Source organism: Marinobacter alkaliphilus (assembly GCF_055394375.1).
In genome coordinates this window covers 1,566,984-1,586,821 of record NZ_AP043751.1, presented here as the reverse complement: position 1 = coordinate 1,586,821, position 19,838 = coordinate 1,566,984, and the positions used below count along the sequence as shown (strand labels likewise).

Annotated in this window: 17 protein-coding genes and 1 riboswitch; of the genes, 10 read left to right on the top strand and 7 right to left on the bottom strand. The window is 57.6% G+C overall.

Annotated features, from left to right (window positions below; genetic code table 11):
• Nucleotides 1-68 precede the first annotated feature (68 nt).
• Together ACZ5Q2_RS07120 and ACZ5Q2_RS07115 are read left to right on the top strand one after the other, a co-directional pair.
• A complete protein-coding gene (locus ACZ5Q2_RS07120; RefSeq protein WP_061330678.1) occupies nucleotides 69-1,136 on the top strand; it encodes a putative urea ABC transporter substrate-binding protein in 1,068 nt (355 codons plus the stop codon).
• Between the two features lie 223 nt (nucleotides 1,137-1,359).
• Nucleotides 1,360-1,971 carry a TetR family transcriptional regulator gene (locus tag ACZ5Q2_RS07115; protein WP_061330679.1) on the top strand — a complete coding sequence of 204 codons (612 nt, stop codon included), beginning with the start codon at nucleotides 1,360-1,362 and terminating at the stop codon, nucleotides 1,969-1,971.
• Between the two features lie 173 nt (nucleotides 1,972-2,144).
• Here ACZ5Q2_RS07115 and glnT read toward each other — a convergent pair whose 3' ends face one another.
• Nucleotides 2,145-3,503 carry a type III glutamate--ammonia ligase gene (gene glnT / locus ACZ5Q2_RS07110; RefSeq protein WP_061330680.1) on the bottom strand — a complete coding sequence of 453 codons (1,359 nt, stop codon included), beginning with the start codon at nucleotides 3,501-3,503 and terminating at the stop codon, nucleotides 2,145-2,147.
• Between the two features lie 157 nt (nucleotides 3,504-3,660).
• Here glnT and ACZ5Q2_RS07105 point away from each other — a divergent pair, with 157 nt between their 5' ends.
• From ACZ5Q2_RS07105 to ACZ5Q2_RS07095, 3 genes are all read left to right on the top strand, one after another.
• Nucleotides 3,661-4,692 carry an alpha/beta fold hydrolase gene (locus tag ACZ5Q2_RS07105; protein WP_061330681.1) on the top strand — a complete coding sequence of 344 codons (1,032 nt, stop codon included), beginning with the start codon at nucleotides 3,661-3,663 and terminating at the stop codon, nucleotides 4,690-4,692.
• Nucleotides 4,693-4,891: 199 nt separating this feature from the next.
• Nucleotides 4,892-5,003: riboswitch (guanidine-I (ykkC/yxkD leader) on the top strand.
• Nucleotides 5,004-5,067: 64 nt separating this feature from the next.
• On the top strand, nucleotides 5,068-5,883 hold the full coding sequence (locus ACZ5Q2_RS07100; RefSeq protein WP_061330682.1) for an ABC transporter permease: 816 nt from the start codon (nucleotides 5,068-5,070) through the stop codon (nucleotides 5,881-5,883).
• Nucleotides 5,883-6,668 carry an ABC transporter ATP-binding protein gene (locus ACZ5Q2_RS07095; protein ID WP_061330683.1) on the top strand — a complete coding sequence of 262 codons (786 nt, stop codon included), beginning with the start codon at nucleotides 5,883-5,885 and terminating at the stop codon, nucleotides 6,666-6,668. Before ACZ5Q2_RS07100 ends, ACZ5Q2_RS07095 begins: the two co-directional genes overlap by 1 nt.
• Before the next feature lie 65 nt (nucleotides 6,669-6,733).
• Here ACZ5Q2_RS07095 and pedF read toward each other — a convergent pair whose 3' ends face one another.
• Nucleotides 6,734-7,159: a cytochrome c-550 PedF gene (pedF, locus tag ACZ5Q2_RS07090; RefSeq protein ID WP_061330684.1), complete on the bottom strand. Its 426-nt coding sequence runs from the start codon at nucleotides 7,157-7,159 to the stop codon at nucleotides 6,734-6,736.
• A 366-nt stretch (nucleotides 7,160-7,525) separates the two neighbouring features.
• Here pedF and ACZ5Q2_RS07085 point away from each other — a divergent pair, with 366 nt between their 5' ends.
• Both ACZ5Q2_RS07085 and ACZ5Q2_RS07080 read left to right on the top strand, forming a co-directional pair.
• The gene (locus tag ACZ5Q2_RS07085) at nucleotides 7,526-9,382 is read left to right on the top strand and encodes a PQQ-dependent methanol/ethanol family dehydrogenase (RefSeq protein ID WP_061330685.1); all 1,857 of its coding nucleotides are present in this window, start codon (nucleotides 7,526-7,528) and stop codon (nucleotides 9,380-9,382) included.
• 97 nt (nucleotides 9,383-9,479) lie between these two features.
• Nucleotides 9,480-10,130, top strand: coding sequence for a pentapeptide repeat-containing protein (locus tag ACZ5Q2_RS07080; protein WP_082780476.1), 651 nt, complete (start codon nucleotides 9,480-9,482; stop codon nucleotides 10,128-10,130).
• Between the two features lie 32 nt (nucleotides 10,131-10,162).
• Here ACZ5Q2_RS07080 and ACZ5Q2_RS07075 read toward each other — a convergent pair whose 3' ends face one another.
• The gene (locus ACZ5Q2_RS07075; protein ID WP_061330687.1) at nucleotides 10,163-10,834 is read right to left on the bottom strand and encodes a response regulator transcription factor; all 672 of its coding nucleotides are present in this window, start codon (nucleotides 10,832-10,834) and stop codon (nucleotides 10,163-10,165) included.
• A 170-nt stretch (nucleotides 10,835-11,004) separates the two neighbouring features.
• On the opposite strand from ACZ5Q2_RS07075, the gene ACZ5Q2_RS07070 reads away from it, so the two are divergent.
• From ACZ5Q2_RS07070 to ACZ5Q2_RS07060, 3 genes are all read left to right on the top strand, one after another.
• Complete coding sequence (locus tag ACZ5Q2_RS07070; RefSeq protein WP_061330688.1) at nucleotides 11,005-11,730, top strand: ATP-binding cassette domain-containing protein; 726 nt, start codon at nucleotides 11,005-11,007, stop codon at nucleotides 11,728-11,730.
• Entirely contained in the window at nucleotides 11,730-12,521 is a 792-nt protein-coding gene (locus ACZ5Q2_RS07065) for an ABC transporter permease (RefSeq protein ID WP_061330689.1), read from the top strand. The genes ACZ5Q2_RS07070 and ACZ5Q2_RS07065 overlap by 1 nt, the downstream gene beginning before the upstream one ends.
• Before the next feature lie 230 nt (nucleotides 12,522-12,751).
• Nucleotides 12,752-13,429, top strand: coding sequence for a response regulator (locus ACZ5Q2_RS07060; protein ID WP_061330690.1), 678 nt, complete (start codon nucleotides 12,752-12,754; stop codon nucleotides 13,427-13,429).
• Nucleotides 13,430-13,440: 11 nt separating this feature from the next.
• Here the strand turns inward: ACZ5Q2_RS07060 and ACZ5Q2_RS07055 are convergent, their stop codons facing one another.
• From ACZ5Q2_RS07055 to ACZ5Q2_RS07040, 4 genes are all read right to left on the bottom strand, one after another.
• A complete protein-coding gene (locus ACZ5Q2_RS07055; RefSeq protein ID WP_227510055.1) occupies nucleotides 13,441-15,720 on the bottom strand; it encodes a hybrid sensor histidine kinase/response regulator in 2,280 nt (759 codons plus the stop codon).
• A complete protein-coding gene (nosP, locus tag ACZ5Q2_RS07050; protein WP_061330691.1) occupies nucleotides 15,704-16,864 on the bottom strand; it encodes a nitric oxide-sensing protein NosP in 1,161 nt (386 codons plus the stop codon). The genes ACZ5Q2_RS07055 and nosP overlap by 17 nt, the downstream gene beginning before the upstream one ends.
• Nucleotides 16,865-17,119: 255 nt before the next feature.
• Complete coding sequence (locus ACZ5Q2_RS07045) at nucleotides 17,120-18,223, bottom strand: porin (protein WP_061330692.1); 1,104 nt, start codon at nucleotides 18,221-18,223, stop codon at nucleotides 17,120-17,122.
• Between the two features lie 178 nt (nucleotides 18,224-18,401).
• Nucleotides 18,402-19,769 (bottom strand): WS/DGAT domain-containing protein, encoded by a 1,368-nt coding sequence (locus tag ACZ5Q2_RS07040; RefSeq protein WP_061330693.1) that lies wholly within the window; start codon nucleotides 19,767-19,769, stop codon nucleotides 18,402-18,404.
• Nucleotides 19,770-19,838: the final 69 nt, after the last annotated feature.

Genomic DNA, 19,838 nt, shown 5'->3' with positions numbered 1-19,838 from the left:
TCAGGAAACGAGACAAACCGACATAATTTCGAACCCGAAAACACGGGCATGACCCGAGGAGAGACACCATGAAAACACGTGCTTTTACAAAACGTCTTGCGGCCGGTCTGATGACCGCCTCCCTGTCTATGGGTGCCCTGGCCCAGGAAAAGGATTCCTTCAGCATCGCCTGGACCATCTACGCCGGCTGGGTGCCCTGGCAGTACGCCGAAGACTTCGGAATCATGAAGAAGTGGGCAGACAAGTACGATATCGAGGTGGATATCGTGCAGGTGAACGACTACATCGAGTCCATCAACCAGTTCACCGCCGGTCAGTTTGATGCCGTGGTAGCCACCAGTATGGATGGCCTGTCGATTCCTGCCGCGTCCGGCATCGATACCACCGCACTGATCGTAGGCGACTATTCCAACGCCAATGACGGCCTGGTATCCAAAGACGCCAAAAGCATCGAGGAGTTGAAGGGCGAAACGGTGCACCTGGTGGAGTTGTCGGTGTCCCATTACCTGCTGGTGCGGGCTCTGGATACAGTCGGGCTGGAAGAGCGTGACATCCGGGTGGTGAATATCTCGGATGCCGATCTGGTATCGGCCTTCCAGACCAACGATGTGCGCCATGTGGCTACCTGGAACCCGCTGCTGACCGAGGTGGCCAATTATCCCGGCGCCACGCCGTTATTCGATTCCAGCCAGATTCCGGGGCACATCAAGGATCTGACGTTGGTAAACACCAAGACCCTGGAGGATAACCCGAAGCTGGGCAAGGCGATGGTAGGTGCCTGGTATGAGACTATGAGCATTCTGGCGTCTGACTCTGAGCAAGGTCAGGAGGCACGGGCGTTTCTGGGCGAGATTTCCGGGACCGATCAGGCCGGTTACGAGGCGCAACTGGCGGGTATGAAGATGTTCTGGAAGCCGGAGAATTCGGTTGAGTTTATTCGCAGCGACGAGGCCCGGGAGGCGATGGATAGCGTTCGTGAGTTCTCGTTTGATAAGGGCTTGCTGGGCCAGGGGGCGATGAGTCCGGATTTTGTCGGCATCGAGTTTCCGGATGGTTCGATTATGGGCGATTCCAGCAATGTGAAGTTGCGGTTTAACGACAGCTACATGCAGATGGCGGCGGATGGCGAGATCTGAATCCGTCATTGCTTGCCTTAAAAGGCAGCCGAGGGCACGATTACTCGTGCCCTTTTTTGTTGGCTTTCGAGTAGGGTTGGTGTCGGTTGGGCTCTCCAAAACACGCTCCTTCGGCACATCCATGTGACGCTTGGGCTCCGCCATCCCTGGCTCCGCACAGTTTTGGAGAGCCCAACCGACACCACCCCTAAACTTCCGAGTAAGCCGGAGAGAAAAACCACACATGCGTCGTACCAAGGAAGATGCGGAGAAAACCCGCCAAACCGTTCTCGAAGCCGCACTCACCCTGTTCAGCCGGGACGGTTACTCCCTGACAACCCTGAGCCGTATCGCCAAGGAAGCCGGTTGCAGTCGCGGGCCGATTTACTGGCATTTTCAGAACAAGGACGACCTGTACGAGGCGGTGCTGGGCTATTCCCAGGAACCGCTCGAGGTGCTGGTTGCCGAGTGTGCGGCGATGCGGGATACGCCGATTGAGGCAATGGACCGGTTTATCGAGCAATGGCTGAGCCTGTTGGCCAACAACCGGCAGTATCGGCAGTCGTTTGAGATTCTGTTGAACAAGACCGAGCTGACCGATGCCATGAGCCGCACGCTTAAACGTGAGCGGGCGTTGACCAAGTCGATTATCGGGATGTTTCAGGATCTGGTCGGGCGGGCCATTGAGGATGGGATGATCTCGACGCAGGAGGATCCGAAGGAACTGGGCTTGCTGTGTTACACCTATCTGATGGGGATTACCCAGACCTGGCTGTTCGCGCCCAAGTTGTTTTCCCTGAAAAAAGAAATGCCGTTTTTCCAACGGCAGTTCTGGACGCTACTCGGTAAGCCTTAATACCGAACGGGCGTGAGCCGCAGAACAGCAATGCATGAAGTAGCGCTGGTGAGCGGGAAGGGGTTCAGGGACCGTCAAAAACATGGATGTTTTTGTCGAGCGTACAGGGACGTATTCACAGCGTGTCCCTGAACCCCTTCCCGCTTGCCGGCGCGGTCGTCAAGCTAACATGCTCAGAACATTTTGAGGTACCGCTTCACCTCCCACTCAGACACGTGGTTCTGGTAGCTCTCCCACTCCCCTTTCTTGTAATCGACAAAGCTCTTGAACATCGCCTCGCCAAAGACTTCTTTGGCCAAAGGATCTGCTTCGAAAGCCTCCACCGCCTCACCCAGATTCCGGGGCAGGTACTCGATGCCCTGTTCGGTAATTTCAGCATCGCTGTAGTTGTACATGTTCTCGTGGTGCGGGGCGCCGGCGTCCAGGCCTTCGCGGATGCCTTCCAGGCCGGCGGCGAGGATCAGGGCGCTGCCAAGGTAGGGGTTGCAGGCAATGTCGGCCGCGCGGCATTCGATGCGGCCGCCGACGCCGGGGATGCGGATCATGTTGGTGCGGTTGTTGGAGCCGTAGCACATGAACACCGGCGCCCAGGTGGAGCCAGACATACTGCCCTGGCGCACCAGGCGTTTGTAGCTGTTGACCGTGGGGGCAATGACGGCGCTGATGGCCGCACCGTGTTTCAGCACGCCGGCGATGAAGTGATAGGCGATCTTGCTGATGCCGCAACTGTGCAGGTCGTCACCGTTTGGCTCGAACAGGTTCTCGCCGGTTTTGATGTCCGCCAGCGACATGTTGTAGTGGGCACCGCTGCCGGTGCGGTCGGCAAACGGCTTGGGCATGAAGCTGGCGAAGGCGCCGTGTTTGCGGGCGATTTCGTTGGCCATCATGCGGAAGAATACCAGGCGGTCCGCCATGGTCAGGCCGTCGGCGTATTTGAAGTCGGTCTCGAACTGGCCATTGGCATCTTCATGGTCGAAGGAATACACATCCCAGCCCAGCTCGTTCATTGCCTCCACCAGCTCGTCCATGATGGTGAAGTTGTCCATCAGAGTGCGCGGGTCGTAACAGGGCTTGCCCAGGGTGTCGCGGTCGCTCAGCGGGGCAAAGCCGCCGTTTTCGGTGTCCTTGAACAGGAAGAACTCGGTTTCGATCCCCAGGTTGAAGCGGTAGCCCATGTCGGCCGCGGCCTCCAGCTGACGCCGGAAGATGTTGCGGGAGCAGGCTTCAAACGGTTTGCCATTCAGATACAGGTTGCCGGGAAACCACGCCAGCTGGCGATTCCAGGGGCAGATGGCGACGCCACTGGCGTCTGGCATGGCGGCCACTTCGTCGTCGGAGATGTCCTGGGGCACGCCGTCCAGGGCGGCGCCGGTGTACAGCTCCGAGCCTTCCATCATCTGGCCGAGGTGGGCCACCGGCACGAACTTGCCCTTGGTAATGCCATGGATATCCACGTAACTGGCGATGGCGTATTTTACGCCGGCGTCGGTGAGTTGCTGTTTCAGCGCCTGGGTGTTGGTCAGGTCAGTCATTGTGAGTCCTCTGTTGCCCGTTAGCACAGGCGGTCGTTGAATGTTCTGGCACGTTTCTTCCTACGTCTTCACCATTCAACATACATGCCAGCGTGTATATATAAGTCAGGAAAGGTCATCTCCGAGACCTGACAACGACACCCAAAAAGGAACCAAAATGACGGGAAACCAATGGCTTAAAGAGGAGTTTGAGGCAGGCGACCTGCCCCTTTCCGGCGGTAACACCCTGCGTTCGACCCGCCTGCACTACCATCAGATCGGCCAACTCAATGCACCAAAAGACAACCTGATCCTGTTGCCCACGTACTATGGTGGTGCAGCTGAGGGCAATCATCCCTGGGTGGCGCCAGGCAGCCCCCTTGATCCCGGCAAATACTGCATTGTGATCCCCGCCCTGCTCGGTGCCGGTGAATCGTCTTCCCCCTCCAACACGCCAGGGCTGCAGGCCGGCGCCGGCTTCCCGGCCATCAGCCTGTACGACAATGTAATGCTGCAGAAACGCCTGGTAGACGAGGTGTTCGGCGGCGCCAGCCTGGCCCTGGTGATGGGCTGGTCCATGGGGGGCATGCAGGCACTGCAATGGGGTTGCCTGTTTCCGGAGCAGGTCCGCGCCGTGCTTGCCACCTGCTGTACCGCCCGCTGTTACCCGCACAACCGGGTATTTCTGGAGGGCGTAAAAGCCGCGCTGACGTGCGATCAGAGGTTTCATGAGGGCCATTATCAACAGCCGCCAGAACGAGGTCTCCGGGCCTTTGGCCGGGTCTATGCCGGCTGGGCATATTCCCAGGCTTTTTTTCGCCACGAGCGCTGGCGTGAGTTGGGGTTCGAATCCATTGAAGCATTGCTGCACTGCTGGGAGGAGGACCACCTGGCGCAAGATGCCAATAACCTGCTGTCGGTTCTCAACACCTGGCAGCAGGGAGATATCAGCAACAACCCGGTGTTTGAGGGCAACTATCAGGCGGCGCTTGCCGCGTTAATCATGCCAACGCGCGTTATACCGAGCTCTACCGACCTCTACTTTACCGCCAACGATGCGGAACAGGATGCCCTGCTTATGCCGGGAGCCAGGCTCGAGGTGCTGGCGTCTGACTGGGGCCACATTGCCGGGGGCCCCGGGCGAGAATCACAAAGCCAGCAAAAGATTCTGGCTGCCGCCGAAGAACTGCTGTCGGGGCAGGCGCCATAACGGTGCGCCCTGTGCGGCCATGCACCGGGATAGCGCAGCTCAGCAGCAATCACATAGCCGGACAACACCTCGAGTACGGCAATACGGGAACTGGCACGCCATCTGCAAAGGCTTGTTACCAAACCGACAAGCAAACGCTGTTTTCTGAAAGCAGTCCGTTCGCAGCAACACCGCAACACGTGCGGCAGTACAACGAAGACAAATGGGTGACTAGGGTTCCGGTCCTGGCTGTGATCATCAACAGCAGGATGGCTGGTCCGAGAGTTACCGACCTCTTGGAGGTTACACGGCGGGACAAAAGCCCGGGAGACCGAATCGCAAGGGATGCCAACCCGCGATCACCTTGTCGTGTTGTGTGACCACAGGAGACCGATTATGCGATTGATCAACCGCCACCCCGGGCGGGTTTCAGCCACCTTGCTGGGGTTGTTGCCCTTTCTGCTGATCATGCTGATATACAGCCTGGCCTCCCAGCAGCGCCTGGCCGACAACCCCAATGACAAACTCCTACCTGGTCTCGAGCAGATGACCGCAGCGGTTGACCGTATGGCCTTTCAGGAAGACCGGCGCAGCGGTAACTACCTGATGTGGGAAGACACCGCCGCCAGCTTGAAGCGCCTCGGTATGGGGGTGGGTATTGCTGCGTCGCTGGCGCTGGTGGTGGGCTTGCTGAACGGAGTTCTGCCCCTGGTCCGGGCCAACCTCGCTCCCCTGGTTTCCGCCCTGTCGATGGTGCCACCGCTGGCGATACTGCCCATTCTGTTCATAGTGTTTGGCCTTGGCGAGCTGTCCAAAGTGATGCTGATTGTCATTGGCACGGCGCCGGTCATGATGCGGGATGTGGCACAGCGAGTCCGGGAACTGCCCGGCGAACAGCTGATCAAGATCCAGACCCTGGGAGCCAATTCGTGGCAGGTGATCACTCGCATGGCTCTGCCCCAGACACTGCCCCGCCTGATCGATTCGGTTCGGCTTAGCCTGGGGCCTGCCTGGCTGTTCCTGATTGCCGCTGAAGCCATCGCGTCAACCGAAGGCCTTGGTTATCGGATCTTCCTGGTGCGGCGCTACCTGGCCATGGATGTGATCCTGCCCTACGTTATCTGGATCACCATTCTTGCCATCGTCATCGACCAACTGCTGCGCCTTGCCAATCGTAAATTATTCCCGTGGTACAACGCCGGAGGCCACTGATGAGCTTTATTACTGTTAACAATCTCTGGAAAGAGTACGGTGACCAGGTGGTTCTGGAAAACCTCAACCTGTCCGTCAAACAGGGTGAATTCTGCACGCTGGTGGGGGCTTCCGGGTGCGGAAAATCCACCTTCCTGAAAATGCTGCTGGGGCAGGAAACCCAGACCCGTGGCGAACTGCTGCTTGATGATGCCGCCTTTCCCGCCGAACCCGATCGTAACCGTGGCATTGTATTTCAGCGCTACTCGGTTTTCCCCCATCTGACCGTACGACAGAACGTACTGATGGGTCTGGAACTGGAACAGAAACCCTGGCTGGGCAAACTGTTTGGCAGCGCCCGAAAGGTAGCTCTCGAAAAAGCGAACGCCATGCTGGAGTCGGTGGGCCTGGCCCCATCCGCCAACAAATGGCCCCACGAACTCTCCGGCGGCATGCAGCAGCGGCTCGCCATTGCCCAGTCGCTGATCATGCGCCCACGGGTTTTGCTGCTGGATGAGCCCTTCGGCGCATTGGACCCGGGTATTCGCGGTGACATGCACGACCTGCTACTGAAACTCTGGCAGGAGACAGGTACTACCATCTTCATGGTAACTCACGATCTTAAAGAGGGTTTTTACCTGGGTACACGTCTACTGGTGTTCGATAAGGTGCGAAACGACCCCCACGATCCACAGGCGTTTGGTGCCACCATCACCTACGACTTGCCGATCGGGCAGACGGATCGGAAGCTGTATGAGGAAATCGACCAGTCGGTCAGTGAGACCGCCCGCAACCAGGCGGCCTGAACGAAACAGGGGCTACCCGAAGGCAGCCCCTTTCACACAGAAGAAGGTACAACAGTTGGACCGGCTCAGTTCCCCGAGACCGACTCGACGTAGGTGCGGATGGACCAGATTGCGGTCTGACCAAGATTGCTCTTGAAAGAGGGCATGCCGCGCTCGGTGCCATTCATGACTCGCCCAATGTAGTACTCGTCGTCCCACTCGGTCAGTTCCCGGAGATCCGGCGTCAACCCACCAGACTGCGCCTCAATGCCGTGGCAGCCCGCGCAGTTGCCTGCGTAGGCACTCTTGCCAACCTCCACGGCCTGGGCATTGAGGTTGCCGTACTCGTTGCCTGCACGGAACGGATTCTCTTTCAGTGCTTCTGTGCCAAGGTCCGGCAGATCACCGGTATCCACCGGCTGAGGCGTAACGTTTCCATGACCAAAGGCAGCGATGGTCCACGCCAGACCGGCTCCAAGGATGAGAGTTCTGAGGCTGATGCTAGACATCATAGCGGTTTACCTTTTGTTTTATCTGAATGCCTGCGGCGTCCGTTTCGGGACTGCCACTTGATTGAAACCAGTCTATGCAAGGCCAAAGCCTGCGCGTAACTCCACTTTCGATTTCCCGACCTAGTTCCTTGGTAGTACGCTGCTGGAACAGCAGCCAAAGCATGAGACGCCCGGGCTCACCTCGAAAACTTGATAAAAATCATCGCATACCAGGGGTGCCGGGAATTTTTCCCACCTCCCGATTCCAATAATCCTGCTTTTACCGTGTGTTTATCCGTCGCCGGCCTGGACGGGGCGCGCTAATACTTCTAGGCGTCAACGCACAACCGAATTGCGTTTGTCACAACAACAATCAAGGGGAAAGTGATGAAAACAAATTTTAAACAACGCCCCCTGCTGCGTAGCGTCAGCCTCGCGCTTGGCCTCAGCTGTGCGGCGGGATTTGCCCTCCAGGCACAGGCCAAAGACGTTACCTGGGAGGATATCCTCAACGACGCAGAAACAACCCAGGATGTACTGGGTTACGGCATTGGCCCCAAGGCCCAGCGCTACAGCCCGCTGGAAAAGGTCAATCGAGACAACGTAGATCGCCTGGTCCCGGCGTGGTCATTCTCTTTTGGTGATGAGAAACAGAGGGGCCAGGAGACCCAGGCATTGATTCATGACGGCGTCGCCTACGTCACCGGTTCCTATTCCCGGATGTGGGCTCTGGACGCAAAAACCGGGGAGAAAATCTGGGAGTACAGCCACCGCCTTCCCGAGGGCATCCGTCCCTGCTGCGACGTCGTTAACCGGGGCGCCGCAATCTTCGGCGACAAGGTTTTCTTCGGAACCCTGGATGCCGGCATCGTAGCCCTGAACAAAGACACCGGTGACGTCGTGTGGCGCAAGAAATTCGGCGATCACGAAGCGGGTTACACCATGACCGGAGCACCGACTCTGGTCAAAGATCAGAAGAGCGGCAAAGTTCTGCTGATCCACGGCTCCTCCGGGGACGAGTTCGGCGTGGTCGGCAAACTGTTTGCTCGCGATCCTGATACGGGCGAAGAAGTCTGGATGCGTCCCTTCGTTGAAGGTCACTATGGTCGCCTGAATGGCGAGCAAAGCACACCTACCGGCGACCCCCGTGCACCCAGCTGGCCGGATGATCCCTCCCGCGACACCGGAAAGGTTGAGGCCTGGAGCCATGGTGGCGGCGCACCCTGGCAAAGCGCCAGCTTTGATGTAGAGACCAACACCATCATCGTAGGTGCCGGTAACCCCGCGCCCTGGAACACCTGGGCACGCACCTCTCCCGGTGGAAATCCCCTGGATTACGACAACCTGTATACCTCTGGTCAGGTGGGCGTAGATCCTACCACCGGCGAAGTGAAGTGGTTCTATCAGCACACACCAAACGATGCCTGGGATTTTTCCGGCAACAACGAGCTGGTGCTCTTCGAGTACACCGAAGACGGGCGTGAGGTTAAGGCTACGGCGCACGCTGATCGTAACGGTTTCTTCTACGTGGTTGACCGCACCAATGGAAAACTCGAGAAGGCCTTCCCCTTCGTTGACAACATCACGTGGGCGACTCACATCGATCTGGAGTCCGGTCGCCCGGTTGAGGTAGAAGGACAGCGTCCGCCACCTGTTCCGGAAGGCAAAACCCGCGGTGAGTCCATCGAAGTGTCTCCTCCGTTCCTGGGCGGCAAGAACTGGAACCCGATGGCATACAGCCAGGACACCGGACTGTTCTACATCCCGGCTAATCACTGGAAAGAGGACTACTGGACTGAGGAAGTCACCTACAAGAAAGGCGCTGCTTACCTTGGACAGGGCTTCCGCATCAAGCGCATGTACGACGATCACGTGGGCATCCTGCGTGCGATGGACCCGATGACCGGTGAGTTCAAGTGGGAGCACAAAGAGCGTCTGCCGTTGTGGGCAGGTGTACTGACCACCAAGGGCGGTCTGGTGTTCACAGGTACCGGCGATGGCTTCTTCAAGGCGTTTGACGCCGAAACCGGCGAAGAGCTCTGGAAGTTCCAGACCGGCTCCGGAATCATCTCCTCTCCGGTCACCTGGGAGATGGATGGCGAGCAGTATATCGGTATTGCTTCAGGCTACGGTGGCGCTGTTCCTCTCTGGGGTGGCGACATGGCTGAGCTGACCAAGCCGATTTCGCAAGGCGGTTCCTTCTGGGTGTTCAAGATCCCGTCCTGGGCGACTGCGTCCAACTAAGCAAACCGCAAGGCCACGAGATGGTTCGTGGATAAATGCCAGGCTTGAACAGCCTGGCATTTTCAACACTGTGAATGTTGTACCCGGGAGAACAATGATGAAAACACTGGTAGCAATCGCGCTGACTGCGTTTATCACGCCGGCACTTGCCGACGACTACATGGCCGACCTGAAGATTCCCGAGATCAATGGCTGCAAGCTGCAACCCAAAACCGACTGCCGAGGCGCAGATCTGAGCGGTGCCAATCTCTCGAACATGGACCTGAAGCAGGCCAACTTTGAGGGCGCCAACCTGACCGGGGCAAACCTGAGCCACGCCAACCTGCGGGGAGCCGACTTGAGCGGTGCGCAACTGGATGAGGTGATCGCCCACCGGGTAAACCTGTACCGGGCCGACGTTCGCGGCGCAAAAATCAGAAACGCCAACTTTCAGGGTGCGCAGGCAGAATACCTGTTCGCGCAGGGCGCCGATTTCACAGGGACCGATATGACCGGAGCCAATTTCGATTTTTCGAGGTTCTCAGGTGCCACCATGGTTGATTGTAATCTCAACTTTGCCAGCTTCGAGATTTCCTGGATGCCGAAGGCAAATCTCGCAGGATCCAATCTGTTTGGTGCCAATCTTCAGGAGGCAAAATTGGGACACGCGAACCTGGCGAATGCCAACATGAACGGTACCCGGATTCATTTCGCAACGTTTGAAGGCACTTTCATGGAAGGTTGCGATGGTTGCCCGTTTGACTGGTGAGGCAAGTTGCAGAATCAGGCCAGCTTATAAAATCAGGAAAGGTGGGAGGCCGATTCTGAAAGCTTCCCGACCTTCCCATAATTCACAAGCCCCGCATCCGCGGCCAGGTGCAACAGTTCGATCGACGAATTGATGCCCAGCTTGCCTTTCAGAACCGCCAGATGATTCGCCACCGTTTTGGTACTGATGTTGAGGCACTGAGCAACCTCCCGGGTTGAGTAACCACGAGCCGTGAGGATCATTATCTCCAGCTCTCTCTGAGTGATATCACCCAGACGCGAATCCTCAATGCCCTGAGTGGCAAATGCCAGACGCGTGGCAAGCGCATGCTCAAGGTAAAGCTGGTGGTCAGCTACCCCACGCACAGCGGCTATGAGCTCGGACGGTCGACAATTCCGTGACACATACCCCAGAGCCCCGGCATCCAGAGCCTGGCGAACCAGGGCAGGGTCATCTATCACCGACGCAAACAGAACGGCACTGCGACGCCAGCGCGCTTTCAGTCTCTTGCAAAGTTCCAGACCCGAAAAATCCGGAAGCAGGAGCTCGGTGACAACAATATCGGGCGTCTGCTCGGCGTACCGGGACAGCGCCCCGGCGCCGGAATCTGCCTGGTCAACAATGACACCGGGCATCATGGTTCGCAGCAGGCAGGCGACCCCCTCTCTCGTAATGCTCTGACCTTCCGCCAGCAATATCCGCATCGTTGCCTCCAAGGACAATCGTCGAGTTTCACAGTCTCCCTTTTTTATCCTATCCCCCCATCTTGGGCCGAAAATGGTTCTTTAGTACCAACTCTTTGCTACTTTCCGAATATTCCGGTGCCAAACGCCATGCCCTATGCTGGACCGATGCAAGACAGGATCTGGCGACTATGGAACTGCAGGCAACCGAGGTGAGCTTCCGTTACGGAAGCCGTGAAGCCCTGAAAAACCTCAGCTTTCGGCTTAAATCAAGGCAATTTCACGGGCTTCTGGGGCCGAATGGCTCCGGAAAGACGACCCTGTTCGGCTTGATTACCCGCCTGTTGGCACTACAGCAAGGGCAGATCAGACTGGGACGGCACCTGCTAGATCGCCATGCGACGGAGGCGATGAAATCGCTTGGCGTTGTTTTTCAGCAAAGCGCTCTTGACCCTGATCTGACGGTATTGCAGAACCTCGAATACCACGGCGCACTCCAGGGAATGAACCGAAAGGACCGGCGCCAGGCGATAGACCGCGAAATGGCTCGCTTTGGTCTGGAAGGGCGCGCCGGGACTCGTGTCCGGGCACTAAACGGCGGGCATCAGCGCCGTGTGGAGCTAGCGCGCGCGCTTTTGCACAGCCCCAGCCTTCTGATTCTCGATGAACCAACTACTGGTCTGGACCTGGATACCCGACATGGACTCATTTGCCATATTCACCAGCTCTGCCGCGATGAAGGCCTGACTGTGCTATGGGCCACCCACCTGGTTGACGAAATTTGGCCAAAGGATAACGTACTGCTCCTTCACGAAGGTCGGCTAAAAATGCAGGGCATTGCCGAGACTCTGTGCCATCAAACTGATTCCGCCGATCTTGGAGAGCTAGTTCAAACTCTTGGCAAGGCTCAACCCTAATGAAAGTCCGCTTCTTTTGGCACGCTTATCTGGGCATTCAGATCCGGGAATGGCAGCGCTTCTGGCAACAACGAAACCGTTTTGCCACAGCGCTGATTCGCCCCTTACTTTGGCTGTTTATCTTTGCCATCGGCCTCGGCCTCTCGGACCGCGAATACAACCTGACGGGCTCCAGCCAGACGACCAGCTATCAAAGCTATCTCGTACCCGGCCTCTGTGCCATGGCCATCCTCTTCAACAGCATGCAGAGCGCTCTGTCCATCGTTTATGATCGGGAAGTTGGCAGTATGAGAGTAATGCTGGTCAGCCCATTGCCCCGCTGGTTTCTGCTATCGTCTAAATTATTGGCCATGGGGACACTATCAGTCATCCAGGCGAGCGCCTTTCTCGCGATCGCCTGGATGACCGGAGTGGTCGACATCGGGCTGATACCCTTGCTTTTTGTTCTGCCCGTTTTTCTGATGGCCGCATTGATGCTGGGCTCACTCGGTCTACTGATCGCAACTTGGATCAAGCAGCTGGAGAGCTTTGCCGGTGTCATGAACTTCGTCATTTTCCCGGTGTTCTTTTTGTCCTCAGCCCTTTACCCTGCCGAGAATTTTCAAGGTCAAAGCGGATTGCTCTATGGCCTGGCAATGGCAAACCCTTTTACTCACGTTACTGAATCTATCCGCCATGCCCTGACGCTGTCCTGGCATCCCCAGTCACTGGGCTTCGCCATCGCAAGCACGGCATTACTGGCACTTTTTGCCGTTCGCGGTTTCTCTCCACAGCGAACCAAAGTTCTTTAAACGTCACGGCGGCAAAACCAGTACTTTGGTATTACCCGTTTCAATCCCATGGTCTCATTTATTGCTGCCCGAGGGTGTCGTGTAATGAATGTTGAACAACAATAACTGGCGGCAAAGCCACCCCGGGAGACCACATGACGATGCCATTCGCTCAGACACGCTCCGCTGATAAGAGCTATCATGTTCATAATAAGCGTTCTGAAGATCAACAAAATCAGGTGATAAACCCCATGGAACCGGCCTACAAGATTCTCATAGCCGATGATCACCCTTTATTCCGGGAGGCAATCAGCAACGTCATTGCTTCAGGGTTTGAAAATACCGAGATAATCGAAACTGAAAACCTCGACAATGCATTAGAGATCGCAAAGAACACCGATGATCTTGATCTGATATTGCTTGATCTCAATATGCCGGGAATGCACGGTCTAAATGGACTGATTACACTTCGCAATGAAGCTCCGAGCCTTCCTGTGGTGATTGTGTCGGCGGAAGAGGACAAGCAAGTTGTCTTGCAGGCGATAACCTATGGCGCCATCGGATTCATTACCAAATCATCCCCACGGTCAGAAATGACAGGGGCAATTCAACAGATTTTGAACGGCAATGTCTACCTCCCCTCAGATATCATTCGTACCAGCAAAGAAAACCACTCTCGCAAACACAGAAACGATGAAAACGCGATTTCACCGGAAATGCTCAACTCTCTCACCCGTCGCCAGCTACTGGTTTTAGAGCGCATGGCCAAGGGCGAGTCAAACAAGCAGATTGCCTACAACCTGAACATTGCCGAAACCACAGTGAAAGCCCACGTATCTGCAATACTGCGCAAGCTAGCAGTTCACAACCGCGTCCAGGCGATACTCTCCGCCGGTGATGTCGATTTCAGTCATTACCTGAAACGTTGATCAGATCACAGTCACACCTGGTTCTGCAGTTTGCTGAAAACGTGATAAAGCACACTGCGTAATTTCAGCGGCTTGACCGGCTTGTTCATCAGCAAATACCCCAGCTCGCGGATGTGCTGTTTCAGCTCGTTGGTGTAATTGGCCGTGATCATCAATACCGGCGCCGGCTGACTGCGCCGGCCATTGATCTGGGCAACCGCATCCACACCGTTCTCATCGTTATCCAGATGGTAATCCGCCAGGATCAGGTCCACCGGTGCGCTGGCGATATCCACTTTGGCGTCCAGATCAGGCAGAGAGACAGCGGTCACCACCCTGCAATCCCAACCCTCCAGCAGGGTTTTCATCCCCTCACAGATGGCCAGATCGTTGTCGATTACCCACACCCTGGCGCCGGACATGCCGTGATCCACTTCAACCTTCTGGATGTCCGTGGTCGCCGCCGGCGAGGGCTGCAACTGCCCCAGAGGCACCCGCACGCTGAACACCGAGCCTTTGCCCTCAGTCGACGCCACAGATACTTCATGCCCAAGCATGCGGGATATCTTGTCGACGATCGCCAGCCCCAGGCCAAGCCCCTTGTCGGCCTGAGAGCCACTCGGGCGAATACGTTTGAATTCCTGGAAGATCTCGGTCAGCTTGTCTTCGGGAATACCCGGGCCGGTGTCCCAAACCTGCAGCAACACGTGATCATGCCGGCGGCGAACACCGAGCAGGATGCGCCCCTGACCGGTATAACGGATCGCGTTGGTCAGGAAGTTTCTCAGGATTCTGGCCAACAGCTGGGAGTCAGACTGCACCACCGCCGAAGACGGCACGAAATCCAGCCGCAGCCCCTCTGCCAAAGCCATCTGTCGGAATTCCCGGGCGATGTTGTTGAGCAGATCCCGCAGATCAAAGGCGGTCACGTCCGGTTTGATCACCCCGGCGTCCAGCTTGGAAATGTCCACCAGCGTGCCCAGCAGGTTCTCTACGTCGTCCAGCGAGGTGCTGACCGAGCGCACCAGGCCCTCGGCCCTGGGGCCGAAGCTCTGCTCCTGCAACGCACTGGTAAAAAGACGGGCGGCGTTCAGCGGTTGCAGCAGATCGTGACTGACGGCGGCCAGAAACTTGGTTTTCGACAGATTGGCCCGCTCAGCCTCCAGTTTGGCCTCCCTGAGGCGCGCCTCAACCGCTGCACGCTCGGAGATCTCCTGACGAAGCTGGGCGTTGAGGCCGGTCAGTGCCGCTGTGCGCTCCCGTACCCGCTTCTCCAGGTTGTCATAGGCCTGCTCCAACGCTAGCGCGGTTTTTCGGCGATCGGTAATATCACGAATCAGCACGAAGAAGCCGACCACTTCGCCATTGTCATCAACGTTGGGCACATACGATCTGAGCATGTACCGCTGCTCACCCCGAACACCGGTTTCGTCAAACTCGAATGTCACGCTGTGGCCGTCCATGACCTCCAGAATCTGGGGTAGCAGCCGCTGGTAAAATTCAGGCTCGTGCACCTCGTCCAGGCGCATACCCAGGGGCGACTGCCCGGGCTGGCCATACCAGGCCTGGTAAACCTTGTTGCAGAACTGCACGGTCAGATCAGCGCCCACGTATGCAATTAATGCCGGCACATGGTCTGTCACCACGCGAATCCAACGCTCGCTTTCTTCCAGCGCCTTGATACGGCGCGCCATTTCGCTGTTCTTGACGTCAGTGATGTCGGAATACAGCACCACAAGCCCGCCTTCCCGCGTGGGCCTTTCGGTCATCTGCACCCAGCGGCCGTTGGACAGCAGGAACACCGTGCCCTCGGCATCCTCGTGACTGTGCTCCTCGACGACCAGCCCGGAGCTCAGCGCTTTCGATTTCACCTTGTCTATCGGGGTGCCCGCTGCCGGCACCGGCACACCGGCATGGCGCCAGTAACTCCGGAAACGGCTGTTGGTCTGAATCAGGCAGTGGTTGTGGTCGAACAATACGAATCCATCAGCAATGCTTTCAATAGCATCGTTCAGGCGCTGGCGCGAGGTCTCCGCCTCTTCCCGGGCACGCATCAGGGCTTTGTTACTGGCCTTGAGTTCTTCCATGGTCAGGTTCAGGGCTTCCGTGCGCTCACGGACCTGCTCGGCCAGTATCACCGAGTGCTCGAACGCCGCGTAGGGCTCCGGCTTGTGGGCAGAGCCAGACTCCACCCGAACAATCAACGCGTCCCGGATATCACGCAGGCGCCGGTTTTCAGCTTCCAGTTCCGCAATGCGTTGGTCCTTGTCAGACTCGCCGGAAGATTCGGGGATATCAGGTACTGAACTCAGGCTGGCCAATGACCACCCCCGTAAAGGTCTGAGTAATGTGCATACCGTTGAACTGCTCCCCGTAGGTGTTGAACCCCACCACACGGTGCGCTTTGAGGAATTCGGAAACCGCGTCACTTTGCCCGGTCAGCTCGGCTTCGAGCCGGCGTAAAAAACAGTCACACCCCAGTGTTACCAGCGGTGTGCCGACCACCCGCTCGGAGGCTTCAATCTGGGTTCGTACACTGTCCAGGAGCGAACCCGGCGCCATGGCGGTCATGACAATGCCAGTCTCCACTGCGCAATAGAACGTGAGACTGCGATCAGGATTGACTCTCTGGATAGAGCGAACGAAATAGTTCCCTCCTACTCGAACGCCCAGGGGCCGCAGGGCAAACACCTTGCGGTCCAGTTCATCCAGCGATACGCCCACCGCCCGGGCATAGACCTCAGCTGCCGGCTCCGCGTTCAACTCGTATACAGTCCGGCTTTGCGGACAGGCCCGGGTAACCACCAGTTTTTCATTCAGCGGTTCCATGTGGTGGGTCGAGAACACCCGGAAATCCAGCGGGGTATTGACCAGCATGACCGTGGCCGCCCCGCAGTGAAATTCACCATCGTAATAAACGTGGGTATCTGCCAGGCGCTCGTCGTCCCCCGCAGATCCACCAAACTGAGGGATTGTGCCTAAAGCCGCATTGAGAGTCGCCAGTACCAGTTCTTCCCGGCTGGAAAGACCATCCAGCAAGGTAATGGCAAAGGTATTGCCCTTGACCGGCGCCAGGCTGGCATCCCGGCAGGTGGTCAGCATCTGGTCAATGACGCCCTGGGCGTCCTGAAGGGTGAATCGATCCAGCTGCCGAATCAAAGCACAATCGATGGCGAAGTAACGGGCATCAAACCCGATGGCGCTGATGCAGCCCCGGTCGTATCCCTGCTCGGTAATCTCACCGGCCGAGGTGCAACCGTAGACACGCACACCAGAGAAGGCTTTTTGCAGAGCGGGACCCAGTTTCTGCAGGTCATACTCAACAGAGCAGAAGAACAGTACGCAACCCAGGTTGTCGTGCACAAGCTGCCTGGCAAGCTCTGCGGCGGCCAGCTCGGGCTCGCGGACGCTGGAACTGGCGACTCGCACTGCGGGTAACTGACTGACTGGCTTCATCGGTTGCCTGCTCGGAATACGGGAATCTGATACCGATTCTACGCCTCCTGAACCACCAGCCAATGCGACTTCAGTGCACTTTGTCGGCGCGCCAAATCTTCCGTAAGCCATTGATTATATCCCCCTTGAATCAATGTCCGGTGACGCAGCCAGGTTTTGGCAAGAGCAAACCGGCACTTTAGTCTGAGACGGCCATCGCAGGCGCACCGGCGTCCTGCCGGCTACCTGCAAGGCCATAGACAGGAGCAAAACTCCTCAGAACATTACAACGGCACCCAGGGCCAGAGTGTTGGCATCTGCGGCTTTGACACCGGTAGACTTGGTCTCCTGCTCGAACATGTTGTATTCGGCCACCAGCTTGAAGTTACTGTTAACGTCGTGGAACACGGCTACAGACGTATTCTCGGTCTCGAAATTACCCTGATCGGAATCGGTTTCACCGTAAGACAGCACAAAGCGGTTCGCCCCCAGGGTGTAGGAAGCCTGAACCAGGTAGCCATCGGCGTCTTCTTCAGAGGCCAGAGCCCCATCCGTAATCAGAACCGGCACATCGCCTTTGGAAGTGAAGCCTGAAGCCGTCAGGGACAGACCGGCCACAGCCGCTTTCACACCATAGCCAACGCCCCGACTGTCGATCTTGGTAGTGGCGTTTTCGGAGCTCTGATGACGACCGTTCACCCAACCCGTCAAGGCCACGCCGTTCAGGTCAGCGCTGTAGGTGACTTCCGCCTCAAAACGCGGGGCAGACTGCTCAGACTGGGCGCCCGGCGTGGTGTTGGCAGGCTCAAAAATACCCGCTGCAACGTTCAGGCCGCCCATGTCCGGTGTGCGATAGGTGATCTGGGCTGACGGATTTGGGTAAGGGTAGCCAGTGCGGATATTGCCGAAAGACACGCCTGTGGCTGCACCCGGAGAACCAAAACCCATCAGGATCTCATCCAGGAAAATATTGGAACGGGCGTACAGGCCGAAATCTTTACCAATCAGGACCTGACCAAAAGCGCCATCCACGGTTGCATACAGTTGACGCACATCGATTGCGGTGTCGGTCGGCGACTGCAGGCTGTCGTTGATCGTGCTCCAGAACGATGAACGGCCACCCAGTGTCAGGTCGCCCATCTCCTTACTGAAATTGAAGCCGATGGTGTTCGGCAAAAAACCCATCTTGACGTCGGAATTGCGCACGTCAGCAACTTTGTCATCACGGTTCACGTAAAACGCATTGAAGTAGCCATCCACCGAAAAGCTGGTGCCGTCCTCGTTGTACAGTTCAATGGCTGCATTGGCTCCGGCACTGGCTCCCATGGCCGCCATCATGGCAATGGCCAACCCTGACTTTCTGAAGTTGTTGTTTTTCATACATCCCCCGGTTGTTTTTTGGAAATCTGGGATAAGAGGACCGGTTATCCGATCGCTCCAGGCGAGGTCTGACGCCTGATTTCCATGGTCGGTGATGCAACAACAGGGGGAAATGCTTCCAGCGAGCAGGTTTTCTGCTCATTTGGGAGGCATTTGGAACGAAACTTTGGAAGTACGACTACGTGGGAAGACCACCCGGGAACTGGTCCAGTTCAGACAAGCAGTCATCAAGAAACTCATGGGGGTTGGCCAGCACGGCCTCGTCTGCCACCACACCAAACTGCACCTGACCGGCGTAGCTGACGATACTCACACCCAACCCGATATCGCCGGCCTGGGGCACCCAGAACATCTGTTCGGTGATGGCACAACCGGCCAGGTAACGGGTCTCCGGCGTGCCAGGTACATTGGACACCACCGCAGAGGCTTTGCGGAAAAACAGGTCAGCCAGTGGTTTGCGCCCCACCTCCGGCAACAGCGCGGCGCTGGCCGTCAGCCCCCAGGCGATCCCCGGCTGCCAGCTCTTCTTGAGCTTGCGGGTTTCATGCTTGATGCGGAACAGCCGCTCCAGGGCACTGGCTCCATCCACCGGCATGGGCACGAACACCGTGCCAAAGCAGTTGCCGGGCTCTCCGTCCTCCGGCCGAACCCCCTCCGGCATCCGGGACCGGATATCCACGGGCACGGCCGCATGCATGACCGCATCGTCCAACTGTTCTGGTGACATCCCCAGCCGTGGGCGCACAGCAGCCGCCACACAGGCCAGTAACACATCGTTGATCGTAGTATGAGTGGCCGATGCGACTGCACGAAAACGGTCAAGCGCCAACGGTTCAGACCACCGACAGCTACGCCGGCCCAGCAATGGCCGCCGCAACTCAGAGGGCGTATCGGCCGGTTCCGCCAGAAACTCGCTGAGCTCATGCACCACCCGGGCACTGGCCTCCAGTGCCCGCCCGGCGTGCCCCGCCCCTTTGGTGGGGTCATCATCCGGTATCGCGCCGGAAACCTGGCCTGCCTGGGCAGCCATATTTCCCAACCATTGCCTGGCGTAGGTTGTCCACCGTTCCAGCTGCGGCAACTCGGCAGCGCCATAGATGGCCGGGTACTGCCGGGGCGACGGCGGGCATAGTGTTGAGAAAATGCCCAGCAGGGACAGCCCGTCAGCGTAACAATGATGCAGGCGCAGCAGCAAGGCCGCACCACCCTGGGCGTTGGGCGCCAGCCAGAACTTCCAGCCCGGGCGATACCGCGGCAGCGGCTCGTTCAGCCGCGCCGACACCCAGTCCTGCAACTGATGCTGATCAAACCGGTCTATCACCACATCAAGGTGATGGGAAACGGAAAAAGTGGGGTCTTTCTGCCAGTACCAGGCCGGCGCCTTCCAGACCGGGCGGCAGAGAAAACGCTCCCAGGCGGTCCAGTACACCTCCAGAAATTCCCGGAACCGGCCGGCCGTCAAGCCGTCAACCCGGAGCATAATGGTAATGGTCATGGGGTTTTCCGGCCGTTCCAAAGCCAGCCAGGCCGAATCCGAAGGCAGCATGAGATGCGATTGCTCCTGGTTCAAACCTGATAGTCCCCGATGAATAACGTGCCCGATAAGTAAAAAGCC

Coding starts and splice junctions, on each gene's coding strand:
- ACZ5Q2_RS07040 (WP_061330693.1), bottom strand. CDS start 19,769: ATGCTGCCTTCGGATTCGGCCTGGCTGGCTTTGGAACGGCCGGAAAAC.
- ACZ5Q2_RS07045 (WP_061330692.1), bottom strand. CDS start 18,223: ATGAAAAACAACAACTTCAGAAAGTCAGGGTTGGCCATTGCCATGATG.
- nosP (WP_061330691.1), bottom strand. CDS start 16,864: ATGAAGCCAGTCAGTCAGTTACCCGCAGTGCGAGTCGCCAGTTCCAGC.
- ACZ5Q2_RS07065 (WP_061330689.1), top strand. CDS start 11,730: ATGAAAGTCCGCTTCTTTTGGCACGCTTATCTGGGCATTCAGATCCGG.
- ACZ5Q2_RS07115 (WP_061330679.1), top strand. CDS start 1,360: ATGCGTCGTACCAAGGAAGATGCGGAGAAAACCCGCCAAACCGTTCTC.
- ACZ5Q2_RS07105 (WP_061330681.1), top strand. CDS start 3,661: ATGACGGGAAACCAATGGCTTAAAGAGGAGTTTGAGGCAGGCGACCTG.
- ACZ5Q2_RS07070 (WP_061330688.1), top strand. CDS start 11,005: ATGGAACTGCAGGCAACCGAGGTGAGCTTCCGTTACGGAAGCCGTGAA.
- pedF (WP_061330684.1), bottom strand. CDS start 7,159: ATGATGTCTAGCATCAGCCTCAGAACTCTCATCCTTGGAGCCGGTCTG.
- ACZ5Q2_RS07095 (WP_061330683.1), top strand. CDS start 5,883: ATGAGCTTTATTACTGTTAACAATCTCTGGAAAGAGTACGGTGACCAG.
- ACZ5Q2_RS07060 (WP_061330690.1), top strand. CDS start 12,752: ATGGAACCGGCCTACAAGATTCTCATAGCCGATGATCACCCTTTATTC.
- ACZ5Q2_RS07100 (WP_061330682.1), top strand. CDS start 5,068: ATGCGATTGATCAACCGCCACCCCGGGCGGGTTTCAGCCACCTTGCTG.
- ACZ5Q2_RS07120 (WP_061330678.1), top strand. CDS start 69: ATGAAAACACGTGCTTTTACAAAACGTCTTGCGGCCGGTCTGATGACC.
- ACZ5Q2_RS07085 (WP_061330685.1), top strand. CDS start 7,526: ATGAAAACAAATTTTAAACAACGCCCCCTGCTGCGTAGCGTCAGCCTC.
- ACZ5Q2_RS07075 (WP_061330687.1), bottom strand. CDS start 10,834: ATGCGGATATTGCTGGCGGAAGGTCAGAGCATTACGAGAGAGGGGGTC.
- ACZ5Q2_RS07080 (WP_082780476.1), top strand. CDS start 9,480: ATGAAAACACTGGTAGCAATCGCGCTGACTGCGTTTATCACGCCGGCA.
- glnT (WP_061330680.1), bottom strand. CDS start 3,503: ATGACTGACCTGACCAACACCCAGGCGCTGAAACAGCAACTCACCGAC.